Annotated in this window: 22 protein-coding genes; 20 read left to right on the top strand and 2 right to left on the bottom strand. The window is 60.2% G+C overall.

The window, feature by feature from the left end; genetic code table 11:
* The first annotated feature begins 12 nt into the window (after positions 1 to 12).
* From tgt to VQ575_RS21670, 5 genes are all read left to right on the top strand, one after another.
* A complete protein-coding gene (gene tgt, locus VQ575_RS21690) occupies positions 13 to 1128 on the top strand; it encodes a tRNA guanosine(34) transglycosylase Tgt (protein ID WP_161951757.1) in 1116 nt (371 codons plus the stop codon).
* Positions 1129 to 1171: 43 nt separating this feature from the next.
* Positions 1172 to 1507, top strand: coding sequence for a preprotein translocase subunit YajC (yajC, locus tag VQ575_RS21685; protein ID WP_039592131.1), 336 nt, complete (start codon positions 1172 to 1174; stop codon positions 1505 to 1507).
* A 64-nt stretch (positions 1508 to 1571) separates the two neighbouring features.
* On the top strand, positions 1572 to 3440 hold the full coding sequence (gene secD, locus VQ575_RS21680) for a protein translocase subunit SecD (RefSeq protein ID WP_039592130.1): 1869 nt from the start codon (positions 1572 to 1574) through the stop codon (positions 3438 to 3440).
* 9 nt (positions 3441 to 3449) lie between these two features.
* Positions 3450 to 4364, top strand: coding sequence for a protein translocase subunit SecF (gene secF / locus VQ575_RS21675; RefSeq protein WP_039592129.1), 915 nt, complete (start codon positions 3450 to 3452; stop codon positions 4362 to 4364).
* A 117-nt stretch (positions 4365 to 4481) separates the two neighbouring features.
* Positions 4482 to 5030, top strand: coding sequence for a glycine zipper 2TM domain-containing protein (locus VQ575_RS21670; protein ID WP_014336691.1), 549 nt, complete (start codon positions 4482 to 4484; stop codon positions 5028 to 5030).
* 227 nt (positions 5031 to 5257) lie between these two features.
* Here VQ575_RS21670 and VQ575_RS21665 read toward each other — a convergent pair.
* Positions 5258 to 6480 (bottom strand): IS3 family transposase gene (locus tag VQ575_RS21665; protein ID WP_325918249.1). Its coding sequence is split into 2 segments (ribosomal slippage): positions 5258 to 6129 and positions 6129 to 6480, totalling 1224 coding nucleotides; the frame shifts between segments, so codons are not numbered across the junction.
* Between the two features lie 103 nt (positions 6481 to 6583).
* Complete coding sequence (gene suhB, locus VQ575_RS21660) at positions 6584 to 7402, bottom strand: type III secretion system regulator SuhB (RefSeq protein ID WP_039592127.1); 819 nt, start codon at positions 7400 to 7402, stop codon at positions 6584 to 6586.
* Positions 7403 to 7546: 144 nt separating this feature from the next.
* On the opposite strand from suhB, the gene trmJ reads away from it, so the two are divergent.
* The 15 genes from trmJ (at position 7547) to ispG (ending at position 19508) form a co-directional block, all read left to right on the top strand.
* On the top strand, positions 7547 to 8317 hold the full coding sequence (gene trmJ, locus VQ575_RS21655; protein WP_039592126.1) for a tRNA (cytosine(32)/uridine(32)-2'-O)-methyltransferase TrmJ: 771 nt from the start codon (positions 7547 to 7549) through the stop codon (positions 8315 to 8317).
* A gap of 1 nt (position 8318) precedes the next feature.
* On the top strand, positions 8319 to 9095 hold the full coding sequence (cysE, locus tag VQ575_RS21650) for a serine O-acetyltransferase (RefSeq protein WP_039592125.1): 777 nt from the start codon (positions 8319 to 8321) through the stop codon (positions 9093 to 9095).
* A 267-nt stretch (positions 9096 to 9362) separates the two neighbouring features.
* Positions 9363 to 9854, top strand: a complete 492-nt coding sequence (gene iscR, locus VQ575_RS21645; RefSeq protein WP_039592124.1) for a Fe-S cluster assembly transcriptional regulator IscR — start codon at positions 9363 to 9365, stop codon at positions 9852 to 9854.
* 50 nt (positions 9855 to 9904) lie between these two features.
* Positions 9905 to 11119, top strand: a complete 1215-nt coding sequence (locus VQ575_RS21640; protein WP_045155130.1) for an IscS subfamily cysteine desulfurase — start codon at positions 9905 to 9907, stop codon at positions 11117 to 11119.
* Between the two features lie 43 nt (positions 11120 to 11162).
* Positions 11163 to 11549 (top strand): Fe-S cluster assembly scaffold IscU, encoded by a 387-nt coding sequence (iscU, locus tag VQ575_RS21635; protein ID WP_003185157.1) that lies wholly within the window; start codon positions 11163 to 11165, stop codon positions 11547 to 11549.
* Positions 11550 to 11573: 24 nt separating this feature from the next.
* Positions 11574 to 11897, top strand: coding sequence for an iron-sulfur cluster assembly protein IscA (gene iscA / locus VQ575_RS21630; protein ID WP_030139597.1), 324 nt, complete (start codon positions 11574 to 11576; stop codon positions 11895 to 11897).
* 8 nt (positions 11898 to 11905) lie between these two features.
* Positions 11906 to 12427, top strand: a complete 522-nt coding sequence (gene hscB, locus VQ575_RS21625) for a co-chaperone HscB (RefSeq protein ID WP_039592122.1) — start codon at positions 11906 to 11908, stop codon at positions 12425 to 12427.
* A gap of 50 nt (positions 12428 to 12477) precedes the next feature.
* Positions 12478 to 14340, top strand: coding sequence for a Fe-S protein assembly chaperone HscA (hscA, locus tag VQ575_RS21620; protein ID WP_325918387.1), 1863 nt, complete (start codon positions 12478 to 12480; stop codon positions 14338 to 14340).
* A 3-nt stretch (positions 14341 to 14343) separates the two neighbouring features.
* Entirely contained in the window at positions 14344 to 14685 is a 342-nt protein-coding gene (gene fdx / locus VQ575_RS21615; protein ID WP_039592120.1) for an ISC system 2Fe-2S type ferredoxin, read from the top strand.
* A gap of 13 nt (positions 14686 to 14698) precedes the next feature.
* Positions 14699 to 14899: a Fe-S cluster assembly protein IscX gene (gene iscX / locus VQ575_RS21610; RefSeq protein ID WP_039592119.1), complete on the top strand. Its 201-nt coding sequence runs from the start codon at positions 14699 to 14701 to the stop codon at positions 14897 to 14899.
* Between the two features lie 88 nt (positions 14900 to 14987).
* Positions 14988 to 15413, top strand: coding sequence for a nucleoside-diphosphate kinase (gene ndk, locus VQ575_RS21605; protein ID WP_030139592.1), 426 nt, complete (start codon positions 14988 to 14990; stop codon positions 15411 to 15413).
* Between the two features lie 28 nt (positions 15414 to 15441).
* Entirely contained in the window at positions 15442 to 16590 is a 1149-nt protein-coding gene (gene rlmN, locus VQ575_RS21600; protein WP_039592116.1) for a dual-specificity RNA methyltransferase RlmN, read from the top strand.
* Positions 16591 to 16602: 12 nt separating this feature from the next.
* On the top strand, positions 16603 to 17361 hold the full coding sequence (gene pilW, locus VQ575_RS21595) for a type IV pilus biogenesis/stability protein PilW (RefSeq protein WP_325918386.1): 759 nt from the start codon (positions 16603 to 16605) through the stop codon (positions 17359 to 17361).
* Complete coding sequence (locus VQ575_RS21590; RefSeq protein WP_039592114.1) at positions 17361 to 18395, top strand: RodZ domain-containing protein; 1035 nt, start codon at positions 17361 to 17363, stop codon at positions 18393 to 18395. Before pilW ends, VQ575_RS21590 begins: the two co-directional genes overlap by 1 nt.
* A gap of 3 nt (positions 18396 to 18398) precedes the next feature.
* A complete protein-coding gene (gene ispG, locus VQ575_RS21585) occupies positions 18399 to 19508 on the top strand; it encodes a flavodoxin-dependent (E)-4-hydroxy-3-methylbut-2-enyl-diphosphate synthase (protein WP_003185136.1) in 1110 nt (369 codons plus the stop codon).
* The last annotated feature ends 6 nt before the right edge of the window (positions 19509 to 19514 follow it).

The raw sequence follows: 19514 nt of genomic DNA, 5'->3' as shown, positions 1-19514 counted from the left end.
CGCACCTGTCGCATGTCCTTCGAGTTGCTTGCCACCGATGGCAAGGCTCGTCGCGGACGCCTGACCTTCCCCCGCGGAACCGTGGAAACCCCCGCCTTCATGCCGGTGGGAACCTACGGCACGGTCAAGGGCATGCTGCCGCGTGACATCGAGGCGATCGGCGCGGAGATCATTTTGGGCAACACCTTCCACCTGTGGCTGCGCCCGGGCATGGAAGTGATCAAGGCCCACGGCGACCTGCACGATTTCATGCAGTGGAAAGGCCCGATCCTGACCGACTCCGGCGGCTTCCAGGTGTTCAGTCTCGGTGCCATGCGCAAGATCAAGGAAGAGGGCGTGACCTTCGCCTCGCCGGTGGACGGTTCCAAGGTGTTCATGGGACCGGAAGAGTCGATGCAGGTGCAGCGCGACCTGGGCTCGGACATCGTGATGATCTTCGACGAATGCACGCCGTACCCGGCCGATGAAGACGTGGCGCGGGTGTCCATGGAGCTGTCGTTGCGCTGGGCCCAGCGTTCGAAGAATGCCCATGGCGAGAACACGGCGGCGCTGTTCGGCATCGTCCAGGGCGGTATGCACCGCGACCTGCGCATGCGTTCGCTGGAAGGCCTGGACAAGATCGGCTTCGACGGCCTGGCGATTGGTGGCCTGTCGGTGGGCGAGCCGAAGCACGAAATGATCAAGGTGCTCGATTACCTGCCGGGCGAAATGCCCGCTGACAAACCTCGTTACCTTATGGGCGTTGGCAAACCGGAAGATCTGGTTGAGGGTGTGCGCCGCGGGGTGGACATGTTCGATTGCGTGATGCCAACCCGTAATGCCCGCAATGGGCATCTGTTCATCGACACCGGTGTGCTGAAGATCCGTAACGCGTTCCATCGCCATGATGATTCGCCGCTCGATCCGACGTGCGATTGCTACACCTGCCAGAACTTCTCCCGCGCTTATCTGCATCATTTGGACAAGTGCGGCGAAATGCTCGGCAGCATGCTCAATACCATCCACAATTTGCGCCATTATCAGGTGCTTATGGCTGGTTTGCGCGAGGCTATCCAACAGGGTACATTGGCCGCCTTTGTCGAGGCCTTCTATGCCAAGCGCGGGTTGCCTGTTCCGCCTTTGGACTGAATTTTCCGATCCCTAGATTCAATACTTGCAACTGGAGTGCTAAATGAGCTTTTTTATCTCTAACGCCATGGCCGATGCCGCTGCACCTGCAGCTGCGCCAATGGGTGGCGGTTTCGAGTGGATTTTCCTGGTCGGCTTCCTGGTCATCTTCTACCTGATGATCTGGCGTCCACAGGCCAAGCGCGCCAAAGAGCAGAAGAACCTGCTCAGCAGCCTGCAGAAGGGCGACGAAGTGGTCACCACCGGCGGCATCGCTGGCAAGATCACCAAAGTGTCCGACGACTTCGTGGTACTGGAAGTCTCCGACACTGTTGAAATGAAGTTCCAGAAGGGCGCCATCGCGGCCACGCTGCCAAAAGGCACGCTGAAAGCGATCTAAAGTAACAACTTCTCTTCAATCGACGGGGCGCGCAAGGCGCCCCGCGTCATAAGCGGGCGGCGTGATGCTGAACAAATACCCTCTGTGGAAATACCTACTGATCCTGGCGGTGCTGGCGGTCGGTGTGATTTATTCCGCTCCCAATCTTTACCCGGATGACGCGGCCATTCAGGTCAGTGGCGCAAGCACTGCGCTGCAGGTCACCCAGGCCGATCTGGATCGCGCGAGCGCTGCGCTCAAGGCGTCCAATATCGAGGTCAAGGCTGCGTCCATCGCCGAAAACGGCAAGGGCGGCCTGTTGCGCCTGGTCAAGTCTGAAGACCAACTGCCGGCCAAGGACGTGGTGCGCAAGGCGTTGGGCGACGACTACGTAGTAGCCCTGAACCTGGCCCAGACCACCCCGCAGTGGCTGCGCAACCTCGGCGCCCACCCAATGAAGCTGGGCCTGGACTTGTCCGGTGGTGTGCACTTCCTGCTGGAAGTGGACATGGAAAAAGCCCTCGACGCACGCCTGAAAGTCTACGAAGGCGACGTCAAGAGCCTGCTGCGCAAAGAGCGCGTGCGCTATCGCAGCCTGCCGCAGTTCGAAGGTGCCATTCAGCTGGGCTTCAGCGATGAAGATGCCCGCGAACAGGCCCGTGCGCTGGTCCGCAAGAACTTCAACGATTTCGACATTGTACCGGCCGACCTCAATGGCCAACCGGTGCTGCGTCTGGCGATGACCCCGGCCAAGCTGGCGGAAATCCGCGAATACTCCATCAAGCAGAACTTGACCACGGTGCGTAACCGCGTCAACGAGCTGGGTGTGGCCGAGCCGATCGTGCAGCGCCAGGGCGCCAACCGCATCGTGGTTGAACTGCCAGGCGTGCAGGACACTGCCGAAGCCAAGCGTATCCTCGGCAAGACTGCCAACCTGGAATTCCGCCTGGCCGCTGAGCCGGGGGCGTCCAAGGCCACGTCCGAGAGCTTCGAGTTCCGTGAGGGCGGTCGTCCGGCGGCGCAGATCGAGCGCGGCCTGATCATCACCGGTGACCAGGTGACCGACGCCCAGGCGGGCTTCGACGAGCAGGGTCGTCCGCAGGTGAACATTCGTCTCGACGGCCACGGCGGCGAACTGATGAGCCGCGCTACGCGCAGCAACGTCGGTCGCAGCATGGCGGTGATTTTCATCGAGCAGAAGCCGACCACCACCTACACCAAGCAAGTGGTCAATGGCGTCGAGAAAGACGTACCGGTCCAGACCTTCAAGGAAGAGAAGAAGATCATCAGCCTGGCGACCATCCAGTCGCCACTGGGCAGCCAGTTCCGCATCACCGGTCTGAACGGCCAGGGCGAATCCTCGGAGCTGGCGCTGCTGCTGCGTGCCGGTGGCCTGGCCGCGCCGATGTACTTCGCTGAAGAACGCACCATCGGTCCGAGCCTGGGTGCCGACAACATCACCAAGGGCATCGACGCATCCCTGTGGGGCATGTTGTTCGTGTCGCTGTTCATCATCGCCATCTACCGCTTCTTCGGCTTGATCGCCACGGTTGCGCTGGCGGTGAACATGGTGCTGCTGCTGGCCTTGATGTCCTTGCTGGGCGCGACGCTGACCCTGCCGGGTATCGCCGGTATCGTCTTGACCATGGGCATGGCGGTGGACGCCAACGTGCTGATCTTCTCGCGGATACGTGAAGAGATCGCCGCGGGCATGTCGGTCCAGCGGGCAATCAACGAAGGCTTCGGCCGCGCATTCACTGCGATTATCGACTCCAACCTGACCACGTTGCTGGTCGGCGGGATTCTCTTTGCCATGGGCACCGGCCCGGTCAAGGGCTTTGCAGTGACCATGTCCCTCGGGATCTTTACCTCGATGTTCACAGCCATCATGGTGACCCGTGCAATGGTCAACCTGATTTATGGTGGTCGTGACGTCAAGAAGTTGTGGATTTAAGGGGCTGCCATGTTACGTACAATCAACTTCATGGGCGTTCGCAACATTGCGTTCGGCGTCACATTGTTCCTCACGGCCCTGGCGTTGTTCAGCTGGGCCACCAAGGGCCTGAACTACGGCCTGGACTTCACCGGCGGTACGCTCATCGAGCTGACCTACGAGCGTCCGGCCGACGTCACCAAGGTGCGTGAGCAACTGGCGAGCTCGGGCTACAGCGATGCCGTCGTGCAGAGCTTTGGCGCCACCACCGATTTGCTGGTGCGCATGCCGGGTGAAGACCCGCAGTTGGGCCATCAGGTCGCCGAGGCCTTGCAGAAGGCCGGCGGCGACAACCCGGCCCAGGTCAAGCGCGTCGAGTTCGTCGGCCCGCAGGTGGGTGAAGAGCTGCGCGACCAGGGCGGCCTCGGCATGCTGTTGGCGCTGGGTGGCGTGATGCTCTACCTGGCTTTCCGCTTCCAGTGGAAGTTCGCGGTGGGCGCCATCGTCTCGCTGATCCACGACGTGATCGTCACCGTGGGCATTCTGTCGTTCTTCCAGATCACTTTCGACCTGACGGTGCTGGCGGCGGTGCTGGCGATCATCGGTTACTCGCTCAACGACACCATCGTGGTGTTCGACCGGGTGCGTGAGAACTTCCGTGTGCTGCGCAAGGCGTCCTTGATCGAGAACATCAATATCTCGACCACCCAGACCCTGCTGCGGACCATGGCGACGTCGATTTCCACCTTGTTGGCAATTGCTGCGCTGCTGTTCTTCGGCGGCGACAACCTGTTCGGTTTCTCCATCGCGTTGTTCATTGGTGTGATGGCGGGTACTTACTCGTCGATCTATATCGCCAACGTGGTGTTGATCTGGCTGAACCTGAGCACCGAGGATCTGATTCCTCCAGCGGCCACTGACACCGAGGTGGACGACCGCCCGTAAGGCTCGGTTTTCCGTCCGTCACCGCTAAAAAGGCGCGAGTTGAACTCGCGCCTTTTTTTGTGCTCCAAGGCTGGGAGAAGCGCGGATTAATCCGCTTGTGATGGTCAGGAGGTTCAAGTGAACAAATCGATGCTGGTTGGTGCGGTATTGGGTGCTGTCGGTGTAACAGCCGGTGGTGCGGTCGCCACCTACAGCTTGGTAAAAAGTGGCCCTGAGTATGCGCAAGTATTGGCCGTGGAACCGGTCAAGACCCAGATCAAGACTCCGCGTGAAGTGTGCAAGGACGTCACCGTAACTCGGCAGAAGCCAGTCCAGGACCAACACCAGATCGCCGGCACCGTGCTCGGCGCCGTGGCCGGTGGCCTGTTGGGCAACCAGATCGGTGGCGGCACCGGCAAGAAAATCGCCACTGTGGCGGGTGCGGCCGGTGGTGGTTATGCCGGTAACAAGATCCAGGAAGGCATGCAGGAACGTGACACCTACACCACCACCCAAACTCGCTGCAACACGGTCAATGACATCAGCGACAAGGTTGTAGGCTACGACGTCCGCTACATGCTCGATGGCAAGGAAGGCAAAGTCCGCATGGACCGCGACCCGGGCAACCAGATTCCGGTCAGCAAGGAAGGTCAACTGATCCTTGGCCAGAACGAACCGGCCCAGTAATTGGAAAATGTACAAGAAGCACCCTTCGGGGTGCTTTTTTTACGCCCGCGTTTTATGCCCCACCCAAATCCGCTGTGTGAGCGAGCCTGCTCGCGAAAGCGGTCGCTGCGCACTGGAGCGCCAGCCCGGCCGTGCGGGAGCAAGCTCCCTTGCCACGGAGTGTTCATATCTGAACTGAGTGATTTCAACATGTCTAGTCCTGAAATAGGTTTACACCTGTTTCAGTCTCAAAACGCCTGATGCACCGCATCGGGCGTTTTGTATTTCAGGGACAGATGAGGTCGCTTACGGTTATAGATTTCTATCGATTCCTCAACCATGCGCTTGGCTTGGGCAAGGTCTTTGGGACGGTGTAAAAGAAATTCTGTTTTCAGAATCCCATTCACTCGTTCCGCTAGAGCATTTTGGTAGCAGTCGTAGCCATCAGTCATCGAACACCTGACGCCATGTTTGGCGTGCAGCTTTTGGTAGAGATCAGAGCAGTATTGCGAGCCCCGATCTGAGTGATGTACCAACGGTTGATTGGTTCTTCGGTGGCGAAGAGCTTTCGTCATCGCCCGGATGACTGACTCGGTATGCAGGCTTTCATGCACGTGATGGCCGACTATTTTGCGCGAGAACGCATCAGTGACCAGACTTACGTAAGCGACGCTTTGCTCGGTCGGTAAGTAGGTTATATCCGCCACCCAGACCTGTTCCGGGCCGGTGGCAGTGACCTGGTCAGGGCCGGGCTTGAGCCGATTCGGATGTCGACGGAAGCGATGATGGCTGTCGGTCGTCTTGTGATAAGCGCGTTTGCGTGGGACCAGTTGTCGATGATCCCGCAAAATATCGAACAACCGATCTCGGCCTACCGTTTGCGTCAGTTCAGGTTCGGATTGCATAAGGCCATGCAGCTTGCGGGTGCCCAACCGGGGCATTTCAAGACGTGTCTCCAGCACAAACCCCAACACCTTTTGCGCGTGGCTGGCTTGCGCGTCGTAAGCTCGATTGCGCTTGTAATACGCCTGCCGTGAGATGCCCAGAAACTGGCAAGCCCTGGTAACACTCAGGCCTTCGATTTGCCCTTGGGTGAGGACTTGCCGGATCGCTTTTTTACGACAGAAACACCGTAATCGTTCTTTAGTACGTCAACGACAGCTTCAAAAAATTGGGCTTTCTGGTTGGCAAGGGCCAGCTTTTCTTCCAGCTCCTTGATTCGCTGCTCTGGTGTCAGCGGCAAATTTGGCTCGGCCATCGGTCGGTTCCTCTGGGCACGAATGGAGGCGCCTTGGCTCCAGTCCTGCCGTCCATGCTTGCGTAACCACACCAACACAGTCGACCGGCCCTGGATCCCATAACGCCGTTGAGCCTCTTTATAACTCAGTTCGCCCTTTTCAACCTGATCGACGACCGCCAATTTAAAGCTCAGCGTGTAATCACGCTGACTGCGCTTCTTTCCTGAATCCATTGGTTCCTCCTGAGGATAGGTCAGAAGGTGTAAACCTTATTCAGGACGAGACAACAGCATAAAAAAAGCACCCCGAAAGGTGCTTTTTCTGTAGCCGAGCTGCTTAGCGCTTCAGCGAAGCCGGCAGGTGCGGCTGGATGGCGGTGAGCACAGCCTTGAAGCATTTGGTGTTGCCGGCAACGATGTGGCCTTTTTCAAGGAAGTCGTGGCCACCGGTGAAGTCGCTCACCAAACCGCCGGCTTCCTGGATCAGCAGTGCGCCCGCAGCCATGTCCCACTCGGACAGGCCCGACTCCCAGAATGCATCGAAACGGCCAGCGGCCACGTAGGCCAGGTCCAGGCTGGCAGCACCGGCGCGGCGGATGCCGGCAGTCTGGCCGACCAGGGCGCGGAACATGCCCAGGTAGTTGTCCAGGTTGTCCATCTGGTCGTCACGGAACGGGAAGCCGGTACCCAGCAAGGCGCCGTCCAGGCTGGTGCGGCCGCTGACGCGCAGGCGACGACCATTCAACTGGGCGCCACGGCCACGGCTGGCGGTGAATTCTTCCTGGCGAACCGGGTCCAGCACGACGGCGTGCTCCAGTCGGCCACGGTATTTGCAGGCGATGCTGACCGCGAAGTGAGGAATGCCACGCAGGAAGTTGGTGGTGCCGTCCAGCGGATCGATGATCCACAGGTACTCTTCGCCTTCGATGCCGGTACCGGCGTGCATGCCAGTCTCTTCGCCGCGGATCGAGTGGTTAGGGTAAGCCTTGCGCAGGGCGTCGACGATTTTCTGTTCGGCGGCGCGATCCACCTCGGACACGTAGTCCTTGGCGTCTTTTTCATCGACCTTGATGGTATCCAGGCGCTCGATGGAGCGGAAGATCAGTTCACTGGCGCTGCGGGCGGCGCGCAGCGCGATATTCAGCATGGGCTGCATGGATGTGTCACCTAAGGTTGTTAAAGAAAGCCGCGCATTCTATCAGAAAGTTTTCTCAGGAGAAGGTTGGTGTTCGCTTTCATAGCTTAACGGTAGGTGCTTAGGTAAGATTTGCTCCCTTTTAAGTGTTCGAGAGCGCCTCCCTTGTTGCAGAACATTCGTGTCGTCCTGGTCAATACCAGCCATCCGGGAAACATCGGCGGAGCTGCGCGGGCCATGAAGAACATGGGCCTGTCGCGGCTGGTGCTGGTCGAGCCCCGTTCGTTTCCTCATCACGAAGCCGATGCCCGGGCATCCGGCGCCAATGACATCCTGGCCAATGCCGAAGTAGTCGCCACGTTGGAAGACGCCCTGGTGGGATGCAACCTGGTGCTCGGCACCAGTGCTCGCGATCGTCGTATCCCCTGGCCGCTGCTCGATCCCCGCGAATGCGGCACCAAAGTCATCGAGGAAGCCGGGCAGGGCGTGCAGATCGCCCTGGTGTTCGGCCGTGAAGATTCCGGCCTTACCAATGAAGAGCTGCAGCGATGTCATTATCACGTGCATATCCCTTCCGACCCCGGATTCAGCTCGCTGAACCTCGGGGCGGCGGTGCAGGTGTTGAGCTATGAAGTGCGCATGGCCTGGCTGCAAGCCGAAGGCCAGCCCAGCAAGGTTGAAAAGTTCGAGGCAACGTCGCCGCGCAGTGAGACACTGGCGACCATGGATGAACTGGAGCGATTCTATGAACACCTGGAACAGACCCTGGTGGACATCGAATTCCTCGACCCGGAAAAGCCTCGGCACTTGATGGCGCGCCTGCGTCGGTTGTACGGACGAAGCTCGGTGAGCCGGGCGGAAATGAATATATTGCGCGGCATCCTCACGGAAACCCAGAAAGCGGCCCGTGGCGAGCTGATTAAGCGGAAGGAATAAAATGTTCGAACGTTTGCGTGAAGATATCCAGAGCGTCTTCCATCGTGACCCGGCGGCGCGCAATGCCTTTGAAGTGCTGACCTGCTACCCGGGCATGCATGCCATCTGGATCCATCGCCTGTCCGGCGCCTTGTGGAATATGGGCTGGAAGTGGCTGGCGCGGCTGGTCTCGAACTTCGGGCGCTGGCTGACCGGGATCGAGATCCATCCAGGGGCCAAGGTCGGTCGCCGGTTTTTCATCGACCACGGCATGGGCATTGTCATCGGCGAGACCGCCGAGATCGGCGATGACGTGACGCTGTACCAAGGCGTGACCCTCGGTGGCACGAGCTGGAACAAAGGCAAGCGCCACCCAACCCTTGGAGACGGTGTGGTGGTGGGTGCTGGCGCCAAGGTGCTCGGGCCGTTCACGGTCGGGGCGGGGGCGAAAGTCGGCTCGAATGCCGTGGTGACCAAGGCCGTGCCTCCCGGCGCGACCGTGGTGGGCATTCCGGGACGGATCATCGTCAAGTCGGATGAAGAGCAGGACGCCCGGCGCAAGGCCATGGCCGAGAAGATCGGCTTCGACGCCTACGGTGTTGGTGAAGACATGCCCGACCCGGTGGCCCGTGCCATCAATCAATTGCTTGATCACCTGCAAGCGGTGGACGGGCGTCTGGAGGGTATGTGCGGCGCCCTGAAGGAGTTGGGAAGTAATTATTGTGCCAAGGACTTGCCTGAGCTGCGCGAAGAGGATTTCGCGTGTGTGAAGGACAAGGATGAGACTCAGGCCAGCTGAAACCCTGCCGGCCCCTTCGCGAGCAAGCCTGCTCCTGCATTGGATCTGAGTCGTACATGAGTTATGTGCTCGCCAGAGATTCCTGTGGGAGCGGGCTTGCTCGCGAATAACGTTCACGCGGTATCGCTGGTTGTTAGCCGCCTACCTTTGCTATCATGCGCGCGCTCTTTTGCGGGTAAACCCGAGTAAAGCACTAGGTCTTATACTTGACTTAAATACTCGGGAATTGCATACTCGCCCCCATTCCGAACTCCGTGGTAATTGTCCATGCGACTGACTACAAAAGGCCGATACGCCGTGACCGCGATGCTGGATCTGGCATTGCATGCGCAGCACGGGCCGGTGTCCCTGGCCGATATCTCCGAGCGCCAGGGCATTTCCCTGTCTTATCTCGAACAGCTGTTTGCCAAGCTGCGCCGCAGCAACCTGGTTTCCAGCGTTCGTGGCCCCGGTGGCGGCTACCAGCTGTCGCGCGAGATGCAAGGCATCCAGGTGGCCCAGGTGATCGATGCCGTGAACGAATCGGTCGATGCGACCAAATGCCAGGGGCTGGGCGATTGCCATGGCGGCGATACTTGCCTGACCCACCATCTGTGGTGCGACTTGAGCCTGCAGATCCACGAATTTCTGAGCGGTATCAGCTTGGCCGACCTTGTCACTCGCCGTGAGGTACAAGAAGTCGCCCAGCGTCAGGACCAGCGCCGTTGCAATAGCAAGTCGCTGCACCTGGACAAGATTGAAGCGTCCGCCGTCGAATGACCGCCGCAGAGCACGCGGAACGCCAGCCAGCCTGATTTAGGAGAGAGTCCATGAAATTGCCGATTTACCTTGATTACTCAGCGACCACCCCGGTTGATCCGCGTGTTGCGCAAAAGATGAGTGAATGCCTGCTGGTCGACGGAAACTTCGGTAACCCGGCATCCCGTTCCCACGTGTTCGGCTGGAAGGCCGAAGAGTCGGTCGAAAACGCCCGTCGCCAGGTCGCCGACCTGGTCAACGCCGACCCGCGCGAGATCGTCTGGACCTCCGGTGCCACCGAGTCCGACAACCTGGCCATCAAGGGTGTCGCGCATTTCTACCACACCAAGGGCAAGCACCTGATCACCTCCAAGATCGAGCACAAGGCTGTCCTGGACACCATGCGCCAGCTGGAGCGTGAAGGCTTCGAAGTCACCTACATCGAGCCAGGTGAAGACGGCATCATCACCCCGGCCATGGTCGAAGCCGCCCTGCGCGACGACACCATCCTGGTGTCGATCATGCACGTGAACAACGAAATCGGTACCGTCAACGACATCGCGGCCATCGGCGAACTGACCCGCTCCAAGGGCATCCTGTTCCACGTCGACGCAGCCCAGTCCACCGGCAAGGTCGACATCGACCTGTCCAAGCTGAAAGTCGACCTGATGTCGTTCTCCGCCCACAAGACCTATGGTCCTAAAGGCATCGGCGCGCTGTACGTCAGCCGCAAGCCGCGTGTTCGCCTCGAAGCGACCATGCACGGCGGCGGTCACGAGCGTGGCATGCGTTCCGGCACCCTGGCGACCCACCAGATCGTCGGCATGGGCGAAGCGTTCCGCGTAGCCAAGGAAGACATGGCCGCCGAGAACGTACGCATCAAGGCCCTGAGCGACCGTTTCTTCAAGCAGGTCGAGCACCTCGAAGAACTCTACGTCAACGGCAGCATGACCGCCCGCGTACCGCACAACCTGAACCTGAGCTTCAACTACGTTGAAGGCGAGTCGCTGATCATGGCGCTCAAGGATCTGGCCGTGTCGTCCGGTTCGGCGTGCACCTCGGCATCGCTGGAACCTTCGTACGTACTGCGCGCCCTGGGCCGCAACGACGAACTGGCCCACAGCTCCATCCGCTTCACCTTCGGCCGTTTCACCACCGAAGAAGAAATCGATTACGCCGCGCAGAAAGTCTGCGAGGCCGTTACCAAGCTGCGCGCTCTTTCGCCGCTGTGGGACATGTACAAAGACGGCGTCGACATCTCGAAAATCGAATGGGCGGCGCACTGAGAAGTCGCCACCAGAGCGGCTCCACTGATGAGGATTGAAGCAAATGGCATATAGCGAAAAGGTCATCGACCACTACGAGAACCCGCGCAACGTCGGCAAGATGGACGCGCAGGATCCTGACGTCGGCACCGGCATGGTCGGCGCCCCGGCATGCGGCGACGTGATGCGCCTGCAGATCAAGGTCAACGAACAAGGCATCATCGAAGACGCCAAGTTCAAGACCTACGGCTGCGGTTCCGCCATCGCGTCCAGCTCCCTGGCCACCGAGTGGATGAAGGGCAAGACCCTCGACGAAGCCGAAACCATCAAGAACACCCAGCTGGCCGAAGAACTGGCCTTGCCGCCAGTGAAAATCCACTGCTCGGTACTCGCTGAAGACGCCATCAAGGCCGCCGTTCGCGACTACAAGCAGAAGAAAGGCTTGATCTGATCCGCGTTACGGTAAGGAGTTTCCATGGCTATCCAGATGACAGAAGCGGCAGCTAAACATGTGCAGCGTTCCCTCGCGGGACGCGGCAAGGGCGAGGGTATCCGCCTGGGTGTTCGCACCACGGGCTGCTCTGGCCTCGCCTACGTGCTGGAATTCGTCGACGAAGTGGGCGAAGACGACCAGGTATTCGAGAGTCATGGTCAGAAAGTGATCATCGACCCGAAGAGCCTGACGTACCTGGACGGCACCGAGCTGGATTTCGTCAAGGAAGGGTTGAACGAAGGCTTCAAGTTCAACAATCCCAACGTGCGCGGTGAATGTGGCTGCGGCGAAAGCTTCAACATCTGAGGCGGCTCGTGGGTACTCCTTGTCATTTTGCATTGTTCCAGTTGCAGCCTGCTTTCCAGCTGGACCTGGACCAATTGTCCGCGCGTTATCTGGAACTGGCCCGTGGTGTCCATCCCGACCGCTTTGCCGATGCCTCCGAGGCGGAGCAACGGCGGGCGCTCGAGCAGTCGGCGAACCTCAACGAGGCCTACCAGACGCTCAAGAACCCGGCCAAGCGCGCGCGCTACCTGCTCGCCATCAGCGGTCATGAGCTGCCCCTGGAAGTTACGGTGCACGACCCTGAGTTCCTGTTGCAGCAGATGCAATGGCGCGAAGAGCTTGAAGATCTGCAGGACAGCGCCGACCTGGCCGGTGTCGCGGTATTCAAGCGTCGCCTGAAGGATGCCCAGCAAGCACTCAACGAAAGCTTTGCAGCCTGTTGGAACGATGCCGCGCAACGCGAACAGGCCGAACGGCTGATGCGGCGCATGCAGTTCCTCGACAAGCTCACCCACGAAGTGCGCCAGCTAGAAGAGCGCCTCGACGATTAACCCAGTGCCGCTCCGGTCGCACGCCTGATTACAGATAAGACCTGATTACGATGGCCCTACTGCAGATCGCCGAACCCGGCCAAAGTCCACAACCGCACCAGCGTCGCCTGGCTGTCGGGATCGACTTGGGTACCACCAATTCCCTGGTCGCTGCCTTGCGCAGCGGACTTTCCGAACCGCTGGCCGACGAGCAGGGGCGGGTGATCCTGCCATCCGCCGTGCGTTATCACGCCGAGCGCGTCGAAGTCGGCGAGTCGGCCAAGCTGGCCGCCGCCACTGATCCGTTGAATACCATTGTCTCGGTCAAGCGCCTGATGGGTCGTGGTCTGTCCGACGTCAAGCAATTGGGCGAGCAACTGCCGTACCGCTTCGTCGGTGGCGAATCCCACATGCCGTTCATCGAGACGGTGCAGGGCCCGAAAAGCCCGGTAGAAGTGTCTGCCGATATCCTCAAGGTGCTGCGCCAGCGCGCCGAAGCTGCGTTGGGTGGTGAACTGGTGGGAGCGGTCATCACCGTGCCGGCCTATTTCGACGATGCCCAGCGCCAAGCCACCAAGGACGCCGCCAAGCTGGCCGGCCTGAACGTGCTGCGCTTGCTCAACGAGCCGACCGCCGCGGCGGTCGCGTATGGCCTGGACCAACATGCCGAAGGCCTGGTCGCCATCTATGACCTGGGCGGCGGTACCTTCGACATTTCAATCCTGCGCCTGACCGGCGGTGTCTTCGAAGTGCTTGCTACCGGCGGCGATAGCGCCCTGGGCGGCGATGACTTCGACCACGCCATCGCTGGCTGGATCATCGAGCAGGCGGGCCTCTGCGCCGACCTCGACCCGGGTGCGCAACGCCATTTGCTGCAAACCGCCTGCGCCGCCAAGGAAGCCTTGACCGACGCCGCGTCCGTCGAAGTCGCTTATGGCGACTGGAGCGCCACCCTGACCCGCGACGCTTTCAATGCACTGATCGAACCCATGGTCGCCCGCAGCCTCAAGGCCTGCCGCCGTGCCGTGCGCGATTCGGGTGTTGAGTTGGAAGACGTGAAAGCGGTGGTCATGGTCGGCGGTTCGACCCGCGTGCCTCGGGTTCGCGAAGCTGTTGCCGAGGCCTTTGGTCGCCAGCCGCTGACCGAAATCGACCCGGACCAGGTGGTCGCCATCGGCGCCGCGATCCAGGCCGATACCCTGGCCGGCAACAAGCGCGACGGCGGCGAGCTGCTGTTGCTCGACGTGATTCCGTTGTCCCTGGGGCTGGAAACCATGGGCGGCCTGATGGAGAAGGTGATTCCGCGCAACACCACCATCCCCGTTGCCCGCGCCCAAGACTTCACCACTTATAAAGACGGCCAGTCGGCCATGATGATCCACGTGCTGCAAGGCGAGCGTGAATTGATCAGCGACTGCCGTTCCCTGGCTCGCTTCGAACTGCGCGGCATCCCTGCGATGGTCGCCGGTGCGGCGAAGATCCGCGTGACCTTCCAGGTCGATGCCGACGGTCTGCTCAACGTTTCCGCTCGTGAACTGGGTTCGGGCGTGGAAGCGAGCATCCAGGTCAAGCCGTCCTACGGCCTGACTGACGGCGAAATCGCCAAGATGCTCAAGGATTCCTTCCAGCACGCCAGCGATGACAAAGTCGCCCGTGTACTGCGCGAGCAACAGGTTGACGGCCAGCGCCTGATCGAAGCCGTGCAGGCCGCCCTCGAAGCCGACGGCGAGCGCTTGCTCGACGCGGAAGAGCGCATGGTCATCGAAATGCAGATGCAAGAACTCTCCGAATTGATCAAAGGCACCGATGGTTATGCCATCGAGCAACAGACCAAGCGTCTGTCGCAGGTCACCGATGCCTTTGCTGCCCGCCGCCTGGACTCGACGGTGAAAGCCGCCCTGGCGGGGCGCAACCTGAATGAAATCGAGGAATAACTGATGCCGCAGGTGATTTTTCTGCCCCACGAGAAGTTCTGTCCCGAGGGCATGGTCGTGGAGGCTGAGCCGGGAATTTCCATTCTCGAGCTGGCCCATGAGCACCATATCGAGATAGAGAGTGCCTGTGGCGGCGTCTGTGCCTGCACCACGTGCCATTGCATCATTCGTGAGGGCTTCGATTCGCTGGAAGAGGCTGACGAGTTGGAAGAAGACTTCCTCGATCGGGCCTGGGGCCTTGAGGCACAATCGCGTCTGAGCTGCCAAGCCATCGTCGGCACCGAAGACCTGACCGTCGAAATCCCGAAATATTCGCTTAACCATGCGGCCGAAGCGCCGCACTGATGGTGATACTGTCATGAGCTATGGTTGGACTGATGTACAACGCATCGCAGAAGAACTGGCCGAAGCCAAGCCGGACGTGGATCCGAAGGCTGTGAATTTTGTCGATTTGCAGCGCTGGATCATGGAACTACCCGATTTCGACAACACCTCTGGCCGTTGTGGCGAGAAGGTCCTGGAGGCTGTCCAGCAGCTCTGGATCGAAGAAATCGACTGATCGACCCGGCAGGTTAGGCAATACCCCTGAACCCGCGTATAATTCGCGGGTTTAATTTTTCGCAAATTACCGTTTCTGGAGTTACACCATGGCTGTTCAACGTACTTTCTCCATCATCAAGCCTGACGCCGTTGCTAAAAACGTGATCGGCAAGATCGTTACCCGCTTCGAAGACGCTGGCCTGCGCGTTGTAGCTTCGAAAATGAAGCAACTGTCCAAAGCCGAAGCCGAAGGCTTCTACGCTGAGCACAGCGAGCGCGGTTTCTTCGGTGAGCTGGTTGCCTTCATGACCTCCGGTCCGGTTGTCGTTCAGGTGCTGGAAGGCGAAAACGCCATCGCTCGCAACCGTGAGCTGATGGGCGCTACCAACCCTAAAGAAGCTGCTCCTGGCACCATCCGTGCTGACTTCGCTGAATCCATTGACGCCAACGCCGTCCACGGTTCGGACTCCGAAGCCGCCGCTGCTCGCGAAATCGCTTACTTTTTCTCCGCTACTGAAGTAACCACTCGCTAAGCCCAGGCTTTTGAGTGAAGGTGAATCCATGACTACATCGAACGGCAAAACCAACCTGTTGGGTCTGACCCAGCCGGAAATGGAGAAATTCTTCGACTCGATCGGGGAGAAGCGTTTCCGTGCCGGCCAGGTGATGAAATGGATTCACCACTTTGGCGTCGACGACTTCGACGCCATGACGAATGTCGGCAAGGCCCTGCGCGAAAAGCTCAAGGCTGTTGCCGAGATTCGCGGCCCCGAAGTGGTCAGCCAGGACATTTCCAGCGACGGCACCCGCAAATGGGTGGTGCGCGTGGCGTCCGGCAGCTGCGTCGAGACCGTCTACATTCCCCAGGGCAAACGTGGCACGTTGTGCGTTTCGTCCCAGGCAGGCTGTGCCCTGGATTGCAGTTTCTGCTCCACCGGCAAGCAAGGCTTCAACAGCAACCTCACCGCCGCCGAAGTGATCGGCCAGGTGTGGATTGCCAACAAATCCTTTGGCAGCGTCCCGGCGACCGTCGACCGTGCCATCACCAACGTGGTGATGATGGGCATGGGTGAGCCGCTGCTGAACTTCGACAACGTCGTTTCCGCCATGCACTTGATGATGGACGACCTGGGCTACGGCATCTCCAAGCGCCGCGTGACCCTGTCCACCTCGGGCGTGGTGCCGATGATCGATGAGCTGGCCAAGCACATCGACGTCTCCCTGGCGTTGTCGCTGCACGCACCCAATGACGCATTGCGTAACCAATTGGTGCCGATCAACAAGAAATACCCGCTTAAGATGCTGCTCGAGTCGTGCCAGCGCTACATGTCGTCCCTGGGCGAAAAGCGCGTGCTGACCATCGAGTACACCCTGCTCAAGGATGTGAACGACAAGGTTGAACATGCAGTCGAGATGATCGAGTTGCTCAAGAATATCCCGTGCAAGATCAACCTGATCCCATTCAACCCGTTCCCGCATTCCGGTTACGAGCGTCCGAGCAACAACGCGATTCGTCGCTTCCAGGATCAGCTTCACCACGCTGGCTTCAACGTCACCGTGCGCACCACCCGCGGCGAAGACATCGACGCCGCTTGTGGCCAATTGGTAGGACAGGTGCTGGATCGCACCCGTCGCAGCGAACGCTACATTGCCGTGCGCGAATTGAACGCCGCCGACGACGTCGCGCAGACCGCTGCGAACAGTCACTAAGAGAGGAACTCTATGTCCCTGCGCTTTGCGCTGCTATTGCTGTTGGCCGGACTCTGCTCCGGTTGTGTCCTGTCGGGCGACTACAATCCGATGAAGACCAGCAAGGGGCGCGACGAGGCGCGTGAAGCCTATGTGCAGTTGGGCATTGGCTATCTGCAGCAGGGCATGACCGAAAGGGCCAAGGTGCCCCTCAAGAAAGCCCTGGAACTGGACAGTTCCGACGCCGATGCCAACGCGGCATTGGCCTTGGTGTTCCAGGCGGAGCTGGAGCCGGAACTGGCTGACGAGCATTTTCGCAAGGCGTTGTCCGCCCGCCCGCAAGATGCGCGGATCCTCAACAACTACGGCAGTTTTCTCTACGAACAGGCCCGCTACAAGGACGCCTACGAGCGTTTTGAGCAAGCGACCGCCGATACCCTTTACCCCGAACGTTCACGGGTATTTGAAAATCTCGGCATGACCGCCGTGAAACTCGGCCAGCGCGACCTGGCCCGCCAGCAGCTTGAAAAGGCGCTGCGGCTCAATCGCCAACAACCGCGTGCGTTGCTGGAAATGGCTGAGTTGTCCTACGAAGACAGGCATTATGTGCCCGCCCGTGACTATTACGAGCGTTTTAGCCTGCTCAGCGAGCAAAATGCACGTAGTCTATTGCTCGGCGTTCGGCTGGCACATGTGTTTGAAGATCGCGACAAGGCCGCAAGCTATGGCCTGCAACTCAAAAGACTTTATCCCGGTACGCCGGAATATCAGCAATACCTGTCGGAGCAATGATGAAAGCGGCGCATCCCGAAGTTGTAGCAGCGACTCGCGTAAACCCCGGTGAGACCTTGCGTCAAGCCCGCGAAAGCAATGGTTGGTCGCTGGCCGAAGTGGCCCTCAAGCTCAATCTTACCGTCACTTCGCTGAGTAACCTGGAGGCCGGCGCGTTCGACAAATTGCCAGGGCACACCTTCGCCCGGGGCTATATCCGCGCCTATGCCAAATTGCTCGGCATGGACCAGACCGTGCTGGTCCAGCAATTCGATCAATACACCGGTTCCGACGCCCAGGGCAGCAATGTGCACAGCTTGGGCCGTATCGAAGAGCCTGTGCGTGTCTCCCACACCATTTTGCGCATCGTCAGCCTGCTGCTGCTGATTGCGGTGATCGGTGGCGGTTTCGTCTGGTGGCAGGACCAGGCTTCCTTGCGCGGCAAGGAACCGGTTGTCATGAACCCTGAGCACGTCGAAGTCGAAGGCGCCGACGGCACCACCCAGATCCATCCGCTGGACGAGCCGGAAGACCAGGCCGTGGTCCAGGGCCAGGCCGAAGGCGAAACCGCCCTTGCCTTGCCGCAAGGCCCGGATAACGGCGAGGCCGATGCCGCCGCGGGCTCAGAACCTGTCGTCCCAGCCGTTCCTGCGCCAGCGCCTGCCGCGCCGACTGCACCGGCACATGCCGGTAGCACGCCAGTTGCCCCAGCCGCTCCGGCCAGTCCGGCTCCTGCCACGCCGGCGCCGACCGTAGCGGCTCCAACGGTGCCGGCAGCCCCGGCCGTTCCAACCGCTCCGGCCCCTGCGCCAGGCGACGGCCAGGTACAAATCCAGTTCACCGCCGATTGCTGGACGCAGATCACCGACGGCAACGGCAAAGTGTTGTTCAGCGGCCTCAAGCGCAAGGGCGACACCACCTCAGTCAACGGTAAGCCGCCGTTTGCCGTACGCCTGGGTTATGCCCGTGGCGCGCAGGTCAGCTACAACGGCCAGCCGGTCGACATCGCTCCGTTCACCAGTGGCGAGACCGCTCGCCTGAAGTTGGGTCAATAAGTCATGCACGGCGAATCTCCAATCAAGCGTCGCGAATCCCGGAAGATCTGGGTCGGTAACGTGCCCGTGGGCGGCGATGCGCCAATCGCTGTGCAGAGCATGACCAACAGCGACACCAATGACGTGGCCGCCACGGTCGCGCAGATCAACCGCCTGGAAGCCGCCGGTGTCGACATCGTGCGGGTATCGGTGCCGGACATGGACGCCGCCGAGGCGTTCGGCAAGATCAAGCAATTGGTCAAGGTCCCGTTGGTGGCCGATATTCATTTCGACTACCGCATTGCCTTGCGCGTGGCGGAGTTGGGTGTGGATTGCCTGCGCATCAACCCGGGCAACATCGGTCGTGAAGACCGTGTACGTGCCGTGGTGGATGCCGCCCGCGACCGGGGCATCCCGATCCGCATCGGCGTCAACGCCGGCTCCCTGGAAAAAGACCTGCAGAAAAAATACGGCGAACCGACCCCGGCGGCGCTGGTGGAATCGGCCTTGCGCCATGTGGAGCACCTCGAACGCCTGAATTTCCAGGACTTCAAGGTCAGCGTGAAGGCCTCCGACGTGTTCATGGCCGTCGAAGCCTACCGCTTGTTGGCCAAGGAAATCGTCCAGCCGCTGCACCTGGGCATCACCGAAGCCGGTGGGTTGCGTTCGGGTACGGTGAAATCCGCCGTCGGCCTCGGTATGCTGCTCGCCGAAGGGATTGGCGATACCATCCGCATCTCGTTGGCGGCTGACCCGGTCGAGGAAGTGAAAGTCGGCTACGACATTCTCAAGTCGCTGCACCTGCGTTCCCGTGGCATCAACTTCATCGCCTGCCCGAGCTGCTCGCGGCAGAACTTCGATGTGGTCAAGACCATGAACGAGCTGGAGGGGCGCCTTGAAGACCTGCTGGTGCCGCTGGATGTCGCGGTGATCGGTTGCGTGGTCAACGGGCCGGGCGAAGCCAAGGAGGCCCATATCGGCCTGACGGGCGGTACGCCGAACCTGATTTACATCGACGGCAAGCCGTCGCAGAAACTGACGAATGACAATCTGGTGGATGAGCTGGAACGGCTGATCCGCCAGAAAGCGGCCGAAAAGGTCGAAGCCGACGCAGCGGTCATCGCGCGCGGTTAAGTCGCA

Origin of the sequence: Pseudomonas frederiksbergensis (genome assembly GCF_035751725.1) — a bacterium.
Taxonomy (GTDB): Bacteria; Pseudomonadota; Gammaproteobacteria; order Pseudomonadales; family Pseudomonadaceae; genus Aquipseudomonas; species Aquipseudomonas frederiksbergensis_A.
Note: the sequence above shows the minus strand (reverse complement) of the source record. Positions and strands in the feature narration are given on the sequence as shown.